The 14,725-nt window shown below is 39.8% G+C and carries 14 protein-coding genes; 5 read left to right on the top strand and 9 right to left on the bottom strand.

The window, feature by feature from the left end; genetic code table 11:
* Positions 1-21: 21 nt before the first annotated feature.
* The 6 genes from acpP to yceD form a co-directional block, all read right to left on the bottom strand.
* Positions 22-258 carry an acyl carrier protein gene (gene acpP, locus FFU37_RS05325; protein ID WP_002962377.1) on the bottom strand — a complete coding sequence of 79 codons (237 nt, stop codon included), beginning with the start codon at positions 256-258 and terminating at the stop codon, positions 22-24.
* 250 nt (positions 259-508) lie between these two features.
* On the bottom strand, positions 509-1,255 hold the full coding sequence (gene fabG / locus FFU37_RS05320; protein ID WP_138488901.1) for a 3-oxoacyl-ACP reductase FabG: 747 nt from the start codon (positions 1,253-1,255) through the stop codon (positions 509-511).
* A gap of 11 nt (positions 1,256-1,266) precedes the next feature.
* Positions 1,267-2,193: an ACP S-malonyltransferase gene (fabD, locus tag FFU37_RS05315; protein ID WP_039490050.1), complete on the bottom strand. Its 927-nt coding sequence runs from the start codon at positions 2,191-2,193 to the stop codon at positions 1,267-1,269.
* A 52-nt stretch (positions 2,194-2,245) separates the two neighbouring features.
* Positions 2,246-3,286, bottom strand: coding sequence for a phosphate acyltransferase PlsX (gene plsX, locus FFU37_RS05310; RefSeq protein ID WP_002962380.1), 1,041 nt, complete (start codon positions 3,284-3,286; stop codon positions 2,246-2,248).
* A gap of 12 nt (positions 3,287-3,298) precedes the next feature.
* Complete coding sequence (gene rpmF, locus FFU37_RS05305) at positions 3,299-3,469, bottom strand: 50S ribosomal protein L32 (RefSeq protein ID WP_002962381.1); 171 nt, start codon at positions 3,467-3,469, stop codon at positions 3,299-3,301.
* A gap of 9 nt (positions 3,470-3,478) precedes the next feature.
* Positions 3,479-4,003 (bottom strand): 23S rRNA accumulation protein YceD, encoded by a 525-nt coding sequence (gene yceD, locus FFU37_RS05300; protein WP_007375269.1) that lies wholly within the window; start codon positions 4,001-4,003, stop codon positions 3,479-3,481.
* Between the two features lie 131 nt (positions 4,004-4,134).
* Here yceD and FFU37_RS05295 point away from each other — a divergent pair, with 131 nt between their 5' ends.
* Positions 4,135-4,734 (top strand): Maf family protein, encoded by a 600-nt coding sequence (locus FFU37_RS05295; protein WP_138488900.1) that lies wholly within the window; start codon positions 4,135-4,137, stop codon positions 4,732-4,734.
* 9 nt (positions 4,735-4,743) lie between these two features.
* Here the strand turns inward: FFU37_RS05295 and FFU37_RS05290 are convergent, their stop codons facing one another.
* Together FFU37_RS05290 and rluC are read right to left on the bottom strand one after the other, a co-directional pair.
* Positions 4,744-5,406, bottom strand: a complete 663-nt coding sequence (locus FFU37_RS05290) for an HAD-IA family hydrolase (RefSeq protein WP_175413889.1) — start codon at positions 5,404-5,406, stop codon at positions 4,744-4,746.
* Positions 5,403-6,362 carry a 23S rRNA pseudouridine(955/2504/2580) synthase RluC gene (rluC, locus tag FFU37_RS05285; RefSeq protein WP_002962392.1) on the bottom strand — a complete coding sequence of 320 codons (960 nt, stop codon included), beginning with the start codon at positions 6,360-6,362 and terminating at the stop codon, positions 5,403-5,405. Before rluC ends, FFU37_RS05290 begins: the two co-directional genes overlap by 4 nt.
* A gap of 772 nt (positions 6,363-7,134) precedes the next feature.
* On the opposite strand from rluC, the gene rne reads away from it, so the two are divergent.
* Positions 7,135-10,356 (top strand): ribonuclease E, encoded by a 3,222-nt coding sequence (gene rne, locus FFU37_RS05280; protein WP_138488899.1) that lies wholly within the window; start codon positions 7,135-7,137, stop codon positions 10,354-10,356.
* 950 nt (positions 10,357-11,306) lie between these two features.
* Here the strand turns inward: rne and yejK are convergent.
* Positions 11,307-12,323, bottom strand: a complete 1,017-nt coding sequence (gene yejK, locus FFU37_RS05275) for a nucleoid-associated protein YejK (protein ID WP_002961473.1) — start codon at positions 12,321-12,323, stop codon at positions 11,307-11,309.
* Between the two features lie 62 nt (positions 12,324-12,385).
* Here yejK and FFU37_RS05270 point away from each other — a divergent pair, with 62 nt between their 5' ends.
* From FFU37_RS05270 to FFU37_RS05260, 3 genes are all read left to right on the top strand, one after another.
* The gene (locus FFU37_RS05270) at positions 12,386-12,598 is read left to right on the top strand and encodes a YejL family protein (protein WP_002961475.1); all 213 of its coding nucleotides are present in this window, start codon (positions 12,386-12,388) and stop codon (positions 12,596-12,598) included.
* 5 nt (positions 12,599-12,603) lie between these two features.
* Complete coding sequence (locus tag FFU37_RS05265; RefSeq protein ID WP_024596962.1) at positions 12,604-14,100, top strand: DUF3413 domain-containing protein; 1,497 nt, start codon at positions 12,604-12,606, stop codon at positions 14,098-14,100.
* 86 nt (positions 14,101-14,186) lie between these two features.
* Positions 14,187-14,666, top strand: a complete 480-nt coding sequence (locus FFU37_RS05260) for a DUF4124 domain-containing protein (RefSeq protein ID WP_024590452.1) — start codon at positions 14,187-14,189, stop codon at positions 14,664-14,666.
* Positions 14,667-14,725: the final 59 nt, after the last annotated feature.

Below are 14,725 nucleotides of genomic sequence, written 5' to 3'. Positions count from 1 at the left end.
CTGCCTTTAACGTGCGATTAATTACTCAGCGTGTGCTGTTACGTAATCGATAGCAGTTTGTACTGTAGTGATCTTCTCAGCTTCTTCATCTGGGATCTCAGTATCAAACTCTTCTTCAAGAGCCATTACTAGTTCAACAGTATCAAGAGAATCTGCACCTAGGTCATCTACGAAAGAAGATTCATTTTTAACTTCTTCTTCTTTAACACCTAGTTGTTCAATGATAATTTTCTTTACGCGTTCTTGGATATCGCTCATTCTTCTTTCCTTTATTAAAAACGCCGATGCGTTATTTTCAGATTGCCGCGTAGTTTACGCGGCATAATTCTCTGATTCAATGATTTGACCATAAATAATTGTCTGGTCAAACCTCTGAGTGTGTGTTTTGTCTTTTATCGCTTATTTTCGCAGCGATTTCAAGTATGTTTAAAGCAAGTTCACAAATAATTCAATGTTTTTGAGGTAACTTACTTAACTTTATTAGGTAACAATGAGGGTACAATGGTTATTAAACCATGTACATCGCGCCATTTACATGCAAAGTTTCACCTGATACGTACGCAGCCGCGTCAGATGCTAAATAACATACCGCAGCTGCAATTTCGTCTGGTTGACCTAAACGCCCTGCTGGAACATTTGCAAGTGTTGCTGCTTTTTGCTCGTCAGTTAAATCATCAGTCATATCAGTTTGAATAAAACCAGGTGCTACTACGTTTACTGTAATACCACGTGATGCCACTTCGCGTGCAAGTGACTTAGAAAAACCAATGACGCCTGCTTTAGCCGCTGCATAGTTAGCTTGCCCTGCATTACCCATAGTGCCCACTACTGAGCCAATATTGATAATACGGCCTTTCTTTTTCTTCATCATTGGACGAAGTACCGCTTTAGATAAACGGAAAATCGAGCTTAAGTTAGTGTCGATTATATCGTCCCACTCAGTCTCTTTCATACGCATTAATAGGTTGTCACGTGTGATACCTGCGTTATTAACAAGTACGTCAATATCGCCAAAATCATCTTTTATTGCAGCAAGTGTCGCTTCAATAGATGCAGGATCCGTTACGTTTAATGCATAACCTTTACCATTGTCACCTAAGTACTCGCTGATTTTAGCAGCGCCTGACTCGCTTGTAGCAGTACCTGCAACTTTTGCACCTTGCGCTACTAATGTTGTTGCAATTGCTTTACCAATACCACGGCTAGCGCCAGTAATTAGGACAATTTTGCCCTCTAAAGAAAATAAATTAGACATTTTATATACTCTTATTTAGCTGCAGCGATTGAAGCGGCATCGTTTACTGAGCCACAAACCATTGCTTTATCAATTCGTTTCGCAAGCCCTGTTAATACTTTACCAGGACCAAATTCGTAGCTTTGGGTTACATCTTGTGCAACCAAGGCTTGTACTGTTTCTGTCCAGCGAACTGGGCTGTATAGTTGACGTACTAGTGCATCTTTAATTGCATCAGCGGTCGATTCAGCTTTTACATCAACGTTATTAATTACATCACACTTAGGTGTATTAAATGTTAAAGCGGCCAAGTCTACCGCTAGCTTATCAGCAGCTGGCTTCATTAGTTCACAATGTGAAGGTACGCTAACCGAAAGTGGTAATGCGCGTTTAGCACCAGCATCTTTACATGCTTGTGATGCTCTATCTACTGCCGCTTTATGCCCTGCAATAACAACTTGACCAGGAGAATTGTAGTTAACTGGAGATACAACCTCACCTTGCGCTGAGGCAGCACATGCCGCTTTTATTTCTTCATCGCCTAGGCCAATAATCGCAGCCATTGAACCTACGCCTGCAGGTACAGCTTCTTGCATGTATAAACCACGGTTTTCAACAAGCTTAACAGCTTCGCTCAAGCTTAGTACGTCGCTACATACTAGTGCTGAATATTCACCTAAGCTGTGACCGGCCATAACAACGTCTGCGTCTGGGTTTGCTGCAAGCCAATCACGGTAAATAGCAACACTTGCAGTTAATAATGCAGGTTGTGTACGATGAGTTTGATTTAATTTTTCTTCTGGGCCATTAAGAACTAGCTCTGCTAAGTCGTAACCCAGTGCATCTGATGCTTCTGCAAATGTTGCTTTAACAATGTCAGAACTCTCTAGTAGCTCTTGTAACATACCAACGCTTTGCGAGCCTTGACCTGGGAATAGAAGTGCAATTTTTTGTGCCATACTTTGCTCTTTTTAATTAAACAAATAAATAATGAAATACACGGCACATCAATTATTGATTAACCGCCGTGTCTTTAGAATGTGTTTTTTCGAAAATAGCGGCTATTTTATCAGGAAGTTGACGTTCAACCTCTTTTACCGCTTCATCAATTGCTGCTTGAAATGCTTTAGCTGACGCATTTCCATGACTTTTAACGACAATACCGCGCAATCCTACCAGAGAAGCACCGTTATACTGGTCGGGGTTCACCCTTTTATAGAGTTTTTTTATTATTGGACGCAATATAAACGCCATACATTTATACAAAAGGTGCTTTTCGAGCGCAGCTGTAAACTTATTCATAATAAGCTTGGCAATGCCTTCGCATGTTTTAAGCGCCACGTTACCCACAAACCCTTCGCATACAATAACATCAGCTTTGCCAGAAAAAATATCACTTCCTTCGCTATAACCAATGTAATTAATATGTGGGCTTTGCTGCATCAATTGTGCAGCTTGTTTAATGTCGTCGTGGCCTTTAATGTCCTCAGCGCCAATATTTAATAAGCTAACGCGAGGGTTATCGCAGCCAAGAGCTTGGCCAGCAACTACAGAGCCCATAATCCCAAACTGATACAGCATTTGCGCATCACAATGCACATTAGCACCTAAGTCGAGTAAATATACTGGGTTTTGGCTTTCTGTAGGAACAGATGAAATGAGTGCGGCACGTTTAACACCTGGCAACATTTTTAATACGTAGTGAGCCATAAAAAATAAAGCGCCTGTATTGCCTGAGCTAACACACGCTTGAGCTTCGCCCGATTTAACTAAATCAAGGGCAACTCGCATAGATGAATCTTTTTTTGAACGTACAGCAATTGCAGGTTCGCAGGCGTTAGTGACTATTTCACTACAGTGACGAATTATGAGTCTTGGATGAGATAAAGAATCGAGGGATTCGAGTTCTTTAGATATAACGTCTTCATTGCCACATAAAATGAGACTTAAATTGGCATGAGCGTTTACCGCATGAACGGCAGCAGGAATAGATGAACGGGGGCCGTAATCGCCCCCCATCATATCTAACGCTATGGTTAGATCTTTCAGCATATAAGTAATCTCTTATTTAGAAATTACTTGAACGCCTTTGTAGTAACCATCTGCAGTCACATGGTGACGACGATGAGTCTCACCAGATGTTTGATCTACAGTTAAAGTTGGACCACTGATCGCATCGTGTGAACGGCGCATGCCGCGTCTTGCACGAGACTTTTTGCTTTTTTGTACAGCCATAGTCTTCTCCTAAGAATCTTTCTTAAGTTGTTTCAAAATATCAAATGGATTAGGTTTATCATCTTCCGCCTTTAATACACCAAAGCTGGCAGGCTTTGCTGAATAACTGCATGAAGCTTCGTTGTGGGTAGCCACTAATGGAATTGCTAAAATTAGTTCGTCTTCAATTAAATCAAAAACGTTAACTTCACCATTTTCATCAAGTGCTACTTCGTCGTAGTCTTCAGGAAAAATATCTAACTCTGTATCTTCACCTACTGGTGAATATGCAAAGTCTTGAACCAAATCCAACCCTAAATCACCATTACAACGTTGACAAATGACAGTAACATGTGTGGACAAATTGCCTCTAATCACAGCGAAACCTTGATCATCGTTTTTGCAATGTATTTTTACCGCTATTTCACCTACTTCTTCCTGCACAACTTTCTCTAAACGAGTAAGTTTTTCAAGCGGTACAATTCCGTCATACTTTAAACGGTGCTGCGCTGCTTTGCCTGGATGAAGAGTGATGGGAATTTTCACCTTTTGCATAGGGGCTGCATCATATAGATAGTTAGTTTGTTAGTCAAAGTAAAAAACCATTTTTACTTGGTTTTTAACGTGTTTTACTCTCGGATCTGATTTATCCTAACTCAATCTGAATTATCGTAGGAAAACAGTCCATGAAGCTTCCACTCATTTTAGCGTCAAGCTCGCCTTTTAGGCAGTCTTTATTACAAAAATTTAATTTACCCTTTGATACGTTTTCACCCGACGTTGACGAATCAGCACTTGAATGCGAAACACCTACTGAACTGGTTAAGCGTTTAAGTGAGTTAAAAGCCTCAGCAGCTAATAAACACTTTAAAAAAGGGTTAGCAATTGGATCAGACCAAGTCGCTGTGTTTAACAATCAAATTTTAGGTAAACCGCACAATAAACAAAATGCTCTAAAACAACTAAATTTATTTAGCGGTAATACTGTAACATTTTTAACTGGGCTTTGTGTTTACGATATTGTAACTGGAACAAAAAAAACCTGCGTAGAACCTTTTAATGTGACGTTTAAAACCCTAAGTGATGCACAAATTAGTGCTTATTGCGACGCAGAGCAGCCTTATAACTGTGCTGGCAGCTTTAAAAGTGAAGGATTGGGTATCTGTTTATTTGAAAAACTAAGCGGAGACGATCCTAATAGCTTAATTGGATTACCATTAATTAAACTCAGCCAATTACTGGCTGAGTTTGGTATTGATGTGCTTACCGCTCAAAGCAAATTCTAATTAAATAAATTAGCCAAGCAAAACCTGTTGCAATTGCAGATAATTATCTACCGTTGCAACAGGGCTAAGCTTGTTCAGCTGCTGTGCGTTATGTACACCCATTGTTACGCCAATTCTATCCATGCCTGCAGCTTTTGCCATTGTCATGTCTATTTGAGTGTCACCAATCATTACAGCGTCTTGAGCACTTATTCCAAGTTCTTTAAGTAATTGATACAACATATCTGGAGAGGGCTTAGACAGTGCCTCATCGCTAGTACGCGTTGCACTAAAAAAGTGGCGCAATTTACTTTGCTCAAGTAAACGCTCTAATCCATCTCGACCTTTACCTGTTGCAACCGCTAAAACAATGCCCTGCTCTTTTAAGGCACCTAAAACGCTAACAGCATTATCAAATACAGGAGTTGGCGTGGTATCAACACTATATTGGTGTTTATACCCTTTAATTAGCGCTTGATGCTGCGCGACATTATCGGGAAATAAAACATCAATTGCTTTTTCAAGCGACATACCAATAATATTTTTAATTGCTAAATCACTTGGCGCCACTAAATTAAGTGACTCAGCACTACTACGAATACAGTTAACTATTTTAGTCACTGAATCCATAACGGTGCCGTCCCAATCAAAAATGACGAGCTTATATTTTTTAATTGGCGTCACTGCAATCACTGTTTTGCGTCTCGTAATTTTAGTAATGTATTTTTAAGCGTTTTATCAAGGGGCGCTTCAATACGCATCGTTGTTTCGTTTTTAGGATGATAAAAACTTAAATCGTGTGCATGTAAAAATAATCGGTTTAACCCAACTTTACGCATAGATTCATCAAACCCCTGGTCACCGTATTTATCATCGCACGCGATGGGATGACCTTTACATTGCGTATGAACACGAATTTGGTGCGTACGTCCTGTAACAGGAGATGCTTGTACAAGTGAGCAATCGTTAAAACGTTCAAGTACTTTAAAACGCGTATGCGAAGGCTTGCCCTCAGTGTTATCTACACGTACTACGCGTTCACCCGATTTAAGTGTGTTTTTACGTAGCCCTTCAGTAACGTTTTTAGTTTTAGAGTCCCACTGCCCTTCTACAAGTGCCCAGTAATTTTTTTCCATGGTTTTTTCACGAAGTTGTTCATGCAATGCTGTTAACACCGAACGGCGCTTTGCTATAAGTAAACAGCCCGAAGTATCACGGTCAAGCCTATGTACTAGCTCAAGGCTGCGCTCTTCTGGGCGAAGCGCGCGCAGCGCTTCAATTAAACCATAACTTAAACCACTGCCACCATGAACAGCCATACCTGAAGGTTTATTTATGACGATAAGGTATTTATCTTCAAATAAAATATCGTTTTCTAGGCGAGTTACTTTGTCTAACTTTGATGGTACAAACTCTTCACGCTCAGCAACTCTGATAGGTGCAATACGCAGTACATCGTCAAGCTGTAGTTTATATACAGGCTTAATACGCTTTTTATTAACGCGTACCTCACCTTTGCGCAAAAGTTTATAAATAGCGCTTTTAGGCACCCCTTTTAAATGGGTAATAAGAAAGTTATCAATACGCTGACCTAAATGGTCTTCATTGATCGTGACATAAGTTACTTGTAAGTCGTTTTTTTCTGACATTGCCTAATCACTAATTTAAGTAAAATAATTTAGTTGCTAACACTGTAATAATAGTGGGATAATCAGCAGCGCAAATATTTAGTATTTGCAAATAACAACGGTGCTTTTTAACACATTAAAACATTCGTGATGCACATTCTGGGTAGCCGATCATACAGATCCGAGTTAAGTTTTCCAAAGCTTTTATGCCTCCTCAGTTAACACGTGCGATCAATTAACGGCAATGCGCGTAATATATTGCTGGTTAAGTTTGAACATGAAGCGATTTTTAATGTGCTAGAGAAAGCAATGAACAGATAATTTGTCTGATAGTGACGACGTAAAAAACGTCGTTCAGCACTAGCTCAATTATTGTAGTACCGTACAGCAGCTTATTTAGAATTAAAAAAATCTAATAAATAAGCGTTCATTAACATCGGCAGCGATTTTTGCTCTTAAAACGGATATTAGCGGTACATCAGTATGTATTGCTCACCAACTTAATGAGCCCTACGCGCCTAATATGAATGATATTTAGTAAGATTAATATGACAGGCCGACTTCTGGGTAAAACTTGTAAACGTAGCTGAAAAGCCGACAGTTTTAGCACCATTAAGAATTTAATAGCGGTAATAATCGCTATTGTTTGCCAGCATTTAAAATACTGCATACGAGATACAGAGCCGTTCCGTTAAAGACCCAGTCGTGAGGCTGCACATTCTAAAAATAGGGACAACTGAACAGGCGAGAAAAACATCGTCATGTCAGCGACATAAATAAGTAGAGTAACAATATGAAACGTATGCTAATCAATGCAACGCAGCAAGAAGAAATGCGCGTAGCACTGGTTGATGGCCAGCGCCTTTATGATTTAGATATCGAAAGCCCAGGTCACGAACAGAAAAAAGCCAATATTTATAAAGGCAAAATCACTCGCATTGAACCATCTCTTGAAGCAGCATTTGTTGATTACGGTGCTGACCGACATGGTTTCCTTCCTTTAAAAGAAATTGCACGTACTTACTTCCCTGCAGGTTACACTTTTCATGGTCGCCCTAACATTCGCGACGTAATAAAAGAAGGTCAAGAAGTAATAGTACAAGTTGATAAAGAAGAACGCGGCCAAAAAGGCGCAGCGTTAACTACTTTTATCAGTGTTGCTGGTAGCTATTTAGTTCTTATGCCTAATAACCCTCGTGCTGGCGGTATTTCTCGTCGTATTGAAGGTGATGAGCGAACTGAACTTAAAGAAGCATTAGGTCGTTTAGAACTACCTAAAGGTATGGGCTTAATTGTTCGTACAGCGGGTGTTGGTAAATCATTTGAAGAACTTAACTACGATTTAAAAGCACTATTAGTACATTGGGATGCAATTAAACAAGCAGCCGATAGTGCTAAAGCACCGTTTTTGATTCACCAAGAAAGCAACGTGATTTTCCGCGCAATACGCGACTATTTACGTCGCGACATTGGCGAAATTTTAATTGATAAACCACGTGTTTTTGAAGAAGCTAAAGCGCACATTGAGCGTTTTCGTCCTGACTTTATGAGCCGTGTTAAGCTTTATCAAGGTGACACGCCTTTATTTACACATTACCAAATTGAAAGCCAAATTGAGTCTGCATTCCAGCGTGAAGTACGTCTTCCTTCTGGTGGTTCAATTGTAATTGACCCTACTGAAGCACTGACATCTATTGATATCAACTCGTCTAAGGCAACTAAAGGCGGCGATATTGAAGAGACAGCACTTAATACAAACTTAGAAGCGGCCGATGAAATTGCACGTCAATTACGTCTTCGTGACCTAGGTGGTTTAATTGTAATCGACTTTATCGATATGACTCCTCCACGCCATCAACGTGAAGTAGAGAATCGTTTAAAAGATGCAGCGCGCCCAGACCGTGCTCGCGTTCAAATTGGTAAAATCTCACGCTTTGGTTTACTTGAAATGTCGCGCCAGCGTTTGCGTCCTTCATTAGGTGAAGCAAGCCAAGGCCCATGTCCACGTTGTAGTGGCCAAGGTACTATTCGTTCAAACGAATCAATAGCACTTTCAATTCTTCGCTTAATTGAAGAAGAAGCAATTAAAGACAATACAGCACAAGTAAATGCACAAGTGCCTGTTGCTGTTGCCGCTTATTTATTAAATGAGCAACGTCGTAGTGTTCATCGCATTGAAAAACATCATAAATGTGACGTAGTGATTATTCCAAATCAACATATGGAAACACCACATTATGAAGTTATGCGCTTACGTAAAGACGAAACACTTGAAACTGTAAGTTACGGACAAGTTGTTGCACCAGAGCCTGAAGTATTCGATATGTCAAAATCTCCAAGTACGCCAGTCCGTGAAGAGCCGATGCTAAAAGGCGTGGTAATGCCTTCTACTCCTGCTCCACAAGCAGCGCCAGCTAAAGCCGTAGAGCCTGCTGCGGTAGCACAAACTAAAACTGAAGGTGGCTTACTAGCTGCTATTGGTAATTGGTTTAAGTCGTTATTTGCAAGTGAATCTGAAGAAGAGAAAAAAGAAGCTGTAGAAAAAGAGCAGCAAGAAACGCGCAATAATGCGCGTCGTGGTAACGATAATCGTCGTCGTAATAACAATCAACGTCGTCGTAATAATAACCCACGCACTAACAAGCCGCGCAATGAGCGTCCAGCCGCTGAAGAGGAAGCTAAAACTGACTCAGCAGCAAGCACCGAGACTCAAGAGAGAAGCGAGAACCGCAACAAGCGCCGTCGTAACCCTAACTCTCGTAAGCGCCCAGAGCATAAAAACCAAGAAAAAGATCAAGTTAAAACTGAAGCCCCTGCAAAGGCGGAAGTAGAAACTGATTCTAAGCCAGCACAAGCTGCAGAGCCTAAAGAACAGAAGCCTAAAGTTCGCCGTCAACGTCGTAACATACGTAAAAAAGTACGTCTGCAAGATGAAAAAGCTGAGCAAGCTAACTCAACAGAGCAAGCACCTGAGCAAACGGCTGTAACTGAAACTCCACAAGTTCAAGAGCAAGCTCCTGCTGTAGAAAAGCAAAAGCAAACTCCGGCAGAAAAAACAGCTCACATTAAAGAAGAGAAAGTTGATGTTGTTGATTCTAACGATGAAACAGCAACTACTGAAGACGAACAAGAGCAAACACGTACACGTTCACGTCGTTCTCCTCGTCATCTTCGTGCATCTGGTCAACGTCGTCGTCGCCCTGAAGGTGAAGCAGAAGTTAAATCTGATGAAGCCCCTGCATTTATTCCAGTTGCTGATCAAGCTGCTGCAGAATACGAAGCAGAACTTAAAGCTAAATCAGAAGAAACACCGGTAGATGCGTCGCAACAAGTTGAGCAAGCAGTTGCGGTTGAAGACTTAGCAAAGGTGGAAGCTGTAGAAGAGCCAGTAAAAGCTAAAGAACCGGCTAAAGTTGAAACGCCAGTAGCCACTGAAGAACCTACTAAAATTGAAGCGCCAGTAGCAACTGAAGAGCCTGCTAAAGCTGAAACGCCAGTAGCAACTGAAGAGCCTGCTAAAGTTGAAACACCAGTAGCAACTGAAGAGCCAGCTAAAGTTGAAACACCAGTAGCCACTGAAGAGCCTGCTAAAGTTGAAACACCAGTAGCAACTGAAGAGCCTGCTAAAGTTGAAACGCCAGTAGCCACTGAAGAGCCTGCTAAAGTTGAAACGCCAGTAGCCACTGAAGAGCCTGCTAAAGCTGAAACACCAGTAGCAACTGAAGAGTCTGCTAAAGCTGAAACGCCAGTAGTCACTGAAGAGCCTGCTAAAGTTGAAGCAAAAGTGAAAACTGAAAAATCAGCACCGCATGTTAAAACAGCGGTTACTCAAGGGTCAGCAAGTGCGCCAATGGCACAACCTACTCCTGTAGCTGATAGCGAAGTGAAACATACGTCTGTAGCAATGGCTCACGATAAACGTGAACTAGTTCCTGACAGTGGTTTACGTGCAGGTTCAATCAAACCTGCTGGTCGTGCAAGCTCTGCAATGACTAAAACAATGAGTGTTGATTAATAACTAACATTCATTTAAAAGCCCCGCTATTTAATAAATAGCGGGGCTTTTTTGTTCATATGATTTGAATAATCAAAAAAATGACTTCACGCCCGTAAAAAGCGATTTATTCACAAAGAGGTTAAGAGACGCTGCGCTTTTAGAGGTAGTAAAAAGGCTAAGTCTTGTTAACTTAAATAAGCCCAGCTAGTAAACCATCGCTTGTGTTTCTCATTTACTCCTCTTTCACTTCTCTATGTGAAATAGATCTTTTAGTGGTTTTGTTAGCAAAGAAATTAAATAAACAGAAGCGTTGCTTCTCGCGTAAGCAAGCTTCACTACTACAGCCGAAACTTAAAACCGAATAAGATTAACCTGTAGACGCACAACTTGTTGGCGTGACGGGCACAAAGCCCGTAAAAAGTAATTTTTTCACAAAGAGGTAAAGAGACGCTGCGCTTTTAGAGGTAGTAATAAGTCTAAGTCTTGCTAACTTTAAAAAGCCCAGCTAGTAAACCATCGCTTGTGTTTTCTCATTTACTCCTCTTTCACTTCTCTATGTGAAATAAATCTTTAAGTGGTTTTATTAGCAAAGAAATTAAATAAACAGAAGCGTTGCTTCTCGCGTAAGCAAGCTTCACTACTACAGCCGAAATTTAAAACCGAATAAGATTAACCTGTAGACGCACAACTTATTGGCGTGACGGGCACAAAGCCCGTAATAAGCGACTTATTCACAAAGAGGTTAAGAGACGCTGCGCTTTTAGAGGTAGTAATAAGGCTAAGCTTAGCTAACTCGAAAAAGCCCAGCTAGTAAACCATCGCTTGTGTTTCTCATTTACTCCTCTTTCACTTCTCTATGTGAAATAAATTTTTAAGGTTTTTTTTCCGATGCAACGAATTTATATACCGATACAAAAAAGCGCGATATAGATACCGCGCTCTTAAATCTGCTTTTTAACTTGTGAAATTTACTCGCTTTCACTTTCCATAAAACGTTGTAACTGATCTTTTAAGTTTGGCGGAATACCTTTAATTACAAGCGTGTCAGTTGCCTCGTTGTAAGTTACGCGCTCACCTAAGTGCTTACGTTCAAAGCTTACACTCACACCACCTCCAAGACCTGAGAACTTAACCATGCTGGTTACGGTTTTTTTATCAACAGGGAAAGTTTCTTCTAGATCGTAACTTTGCTCTTTACAAAAACTATCAAACGGGCTGTCATCGCCTTTTGTAAGCGTTGCAGATAGCTCGCTTACGCTGGCATCTTCACCAGTTGTCACACAGTCATTACAGTAGTCAAAAACTTGTTTACGTAAATCGTCTTTTTCTGATTTATCAAATTGTTGCTCAGATAAATAATCCTCTACTGCGCTAAGCATTACTTGGCTTTGCTGTTTTGAATCAATACCCTCTTCACAACCTAAAAAGTCTAAGAAAAAGTCAGCAACTTTACGTCCAGCTCGCCCTTTGATAAATGAAATATAACGGTTGTCGTCAGCTTGTGTATCCCACGCTGTTAAATCGATACGAGCAGCGAGTTGCATGCGAGATATGTCTAAATGGCGAGAAGCCGCTAAATCAAGCTCAGAGGTCATAGAGTAATGCTCTTTGATGTTAATCATCGCAATTAACATGTAATCGGTAGCAACATACTGATAATGACAAAATACTAAATAGCCTGTTTCACTAAATGCATACTTATCAAGCTCTTCTTTTAAAACCGTTGAGGCTTGCTCGGTCATATGCCAAAAGCCTAACTCATCATTACGGTAACTTTGCATTGCAGATGCTACAACACTGTTTTTGTCACCACTGAAAGCACAATAACCTTTACCAGGTTTACCATTGTATGCATGATGTAATTGTTCGATAAAAACGGCTACTTTATCGTTAATTACCATCTCATCATTTCGAAGGTGAATTTGCGTATCGTCGTCTTTTTTGTCTACATAGTGAACGACTAATTTTTTAACGTCTGTTGTCATCTTTGTTTTTCACGCCTCTAGTGTTAAAATACGAGAATATAACTATTTTATTGAACCAACTAATGCCAATCTTATCAAAATACTCTAATGAAGAAGTAGAACAAATCGTCGATCAGCTTATTGATGTGCTAACTAAACACAATGCGCCGGTTGATTTAAGTCTTATGTGTTTAGGAAATTCTATCACGCATATCTTAAAAGAGCATGTACCAACAGGGAAAAGACAAGCTGTAACCGAGAACTTTGCAAAAGCGCTCGCGCAGTCGGTTAAGTAAAATTTATGAATTTATCGCAGCACAATCAATTTTCATCAAAAGCGAGTCAGCTGCTAAGTTGGGGGCATTGGTTTACCTTTGCCAATATCGGCTTAGCCCTGCTTATTAGCTTAAGCTATTTATTTGCAGACTCGCCACCTACAAGCTTTTTAGGCATTACCTATATGCTAGTTACTTGGCTAAGCCACACTAGTTTTATAGCCTTTTTAGCGTTTGTGCTGACGGTATTTCCGCTTAGTTTAATATTCCCCTACCCACGACACATTCGTGGCATGGCCGCTGTTATAGCCACTGTAGGCGCATCATTGCTTACTCTTGATGCTTATGTGTATGTTAATTTAGGTTATCACCTAAGTATATCTGCCTTACCTGAAATCATTTCATTGTTGTGGCATCGTTTAACAAGCTCTCCTGCTTTAACAACCATTTTAGCCAGTGGTATTGTTGTTGTTATTTTAGGCTTTCAGCTACTTGTTAGTAATTACACATGGCACCACCTTGAGCGTTTAAAGCAATATAAATTTGCACGTTACGCAATTTCTTTTTTAATCGTGTGTTTTTCGCTTAGCCACAGTATTCATATTTGGGCTGACGCCAATTTAAACTTTGACGTAACAAAACAAGATAATGTTTTGCCACTTTCATACCCTACTACCGCTAAAAGCTTGTTAGCTAAAAATGATCTGCTAGATATAGAAAGCTACGAGCAAGCACACAACGTAAAAATTAATAACCAAAATATTAGTTATCAAATGCCAAGCCCGCTTGAAAAATGCGAGGACTACACACAAGCCAATGTAGATATATTTGTATTTGAAACTCAACAACAACTCGAAAAGTTTGTTGCCGAGAATAAAAACATGCACAAAACAGAGCAGTTTTTACAGCCAACAAATCATGACGATACGTTATTTAGCTTAGTGTATGGTTTACCCGCTTTTTATAAAGCAGCAATTTTAACCGAGCAGACACTCCCAGTTTGGCAAAGTCAGCGCCGTAGCATTGAAGTAACTGGCATTGAAGAACTAAGCTTTATTAATGATCAAGCACATAGCTCTAGTGCTATTCGAGTAATTAAAGCGAGTGATACCCCTACTGTTCGAGATGATGAAACACAGGTTTTTGCTTTTAGTCTTGCCAATAACAAGCAAGAAGTAGTAACCACCTCAACTTTATACAGCTCTGACAAACGTATTTCTAAAGTAGATGGGCTAATTCAACCTAGCGATTTAATTGCAACAAGCGTTGGGCAATATTTAAATTGCAAAGCTATTGCCAAGCAAACAATGCTAGGCGTTAATCTATACAAGAAAAAAGACGATATGGGCGTGAACTACTCTCAGGGTGTTGTTATAGCCTATAAAAAAGATAGGATTACCTTAATAGATTCAGATGGTAACTTTAAAAACATTTCCGCCGCTGAAGGTTTTTCTATAGAACAAGGTTTAGATATCCCATTTTTAGTACAGAGTATTAAAAAGCTCAAAACCTTTACCCAATAACAGTTATCCTAACCTAGCTTGATATACCACCAAGCTAGGTTATAGTTTTATATTGTTGTTAGATATAAAAACCAAGGATGACCTGTATGTTTAAAACTTCTCGTTATATTCTCCATTCTAGCTTTTTACTTATCAGTTTTTTTAGCTTCAGCGATACCACTTACTACAAATGTGTAACAGAAAAAGGCACTGTCTTTTCTCAACTCCCCTGTGACGACGAAGCAACGACTTATAAAGTTAACACAACGGGTAATCAGTATTCTGGTCCTAAGGTTGACTACACTAAACAACTAAACGAACTTGAGCGTGAAAGGCTTCTATCTGGCTTAGAGGCAGAGCTTCGCAGTAATAACCACAAACTAACAATACTTGATCGTAATAAAGAGCGTGCTGAATACAAACAACAAGAGCGGTTAAATCATATTTTAGCCATTGATGATAAAAAGCGTATTACTAAAGACATTACTAAAAAACTAAAAATAATTAATAAAACATATAAGAAAAACGTATCGGCTGTTACTAAACAAATTAAAATTCTCGAAAAAAAGATAGCTCAATTCCAATAAGTTACTCTTAGTTAGTAAGTAACATTTATCTTGGTTTTAAACTTAAAATAACATACCCT

It is taken from the genome of Pseudoalteromonas distincta, assembly GCF_005877035.1.
In the GTDB taxonomy this organism is placed as follows: domain Bacteria; phylum Pseudomonadota; class Gammaproteobacteria; order Enterobacterales; family Alteromonadaceae; genus Pseudoalteromonas; species Pseudoalteromonas distincta.
The sequence above is the reverse complement of the archived record's forward strand: the minus strand, read 5'-3'. Positions and strand labels throughout refer to the sequence as shown.

Coding starts and splice junctions, on each gene's coding strand:
- yceD (WP_007375269.1), bottom strand. CDS start 4,003: ATGCAAAAGGTGAAAATTCCCATCACTCTTCATCCAGGCAAAGCAGCG.
- FFU37_RS05270 (WP_002961475.1), top strand. CDS start 12,386: ATGCCAATCTTATCAAAATACTCTAATGAAGAAGTAGAACAAATCGTC.
- FFU37_RS05295 (WP_138488900.1), top strand. CDS start 4,135: ATGAAGCTTCCACTCATTTTAGCGTCAAGCTCGCCTTTTAGGCAGTCT.
- FFU37_RS05260 (WP_024590452.1), top strand. CDS start 14,187: ATGTTTAAAACTTCTCGTTATATTCTCCATTCTAGCTTTTTACTTATC.
- rpmF (WP_002962381.1), bottom strand. CDS start 3,469: ATGGCTGTACAAAAAAGCAAAAAGTCTCGTGCAAGACGCGGCATGCGC.
- rne (WP_138488899.1), top strand. CDS start 7,135: ATGAAACGTATGCTAATCAATGCAACGCAGCAAGAAGAAATGCGCGTA.
- acpP (WP_002962377.1), bottom strand. CDS start 258: ATGAGCGATATCCAAGAACGCGTAAAGAAAATTATCATTGAACAACTA.
- FFU37_RS05265 (WP_024596962.1), top strand. CDS start 12,604: ATGAATTTATCGCAGCACAATCAATTTTCATCAAAAGCGAGTCAGCTG.
- yejK (WP_002961473.1), bottom strand. CDS start 12,323: ATGACAACAGACGTTAAAAAATTAGTCGTTCACTATGTAGACAAAAAA.
- plsX (WP_002962380.1), bottom strand. CDS start 3,286: ATGCTGAAAGATCTAACCATAGCGTTAGATATGATGGGGGGCGATTAC.
- fabD (WP_039490050.1), bottom strand. CDS start 2,193: ATGGCACAAAAAATTGCACTTCTATTCCCAGGTCAAGGCTCGCAAAGC.
- rluC (WP_002962392.1), bottom strand. CDS start 6,362: ATGTCAGAAAAAAACGACTTACAAGTAACTTATGTCACGATCAATGAA.
- fabG (WP_138488901.1), bottom strand. CDS start 1,255: ATGTCTAATTTATTTTCTTTAGAGGGCAAAATTGTCCTAATTACTGGC.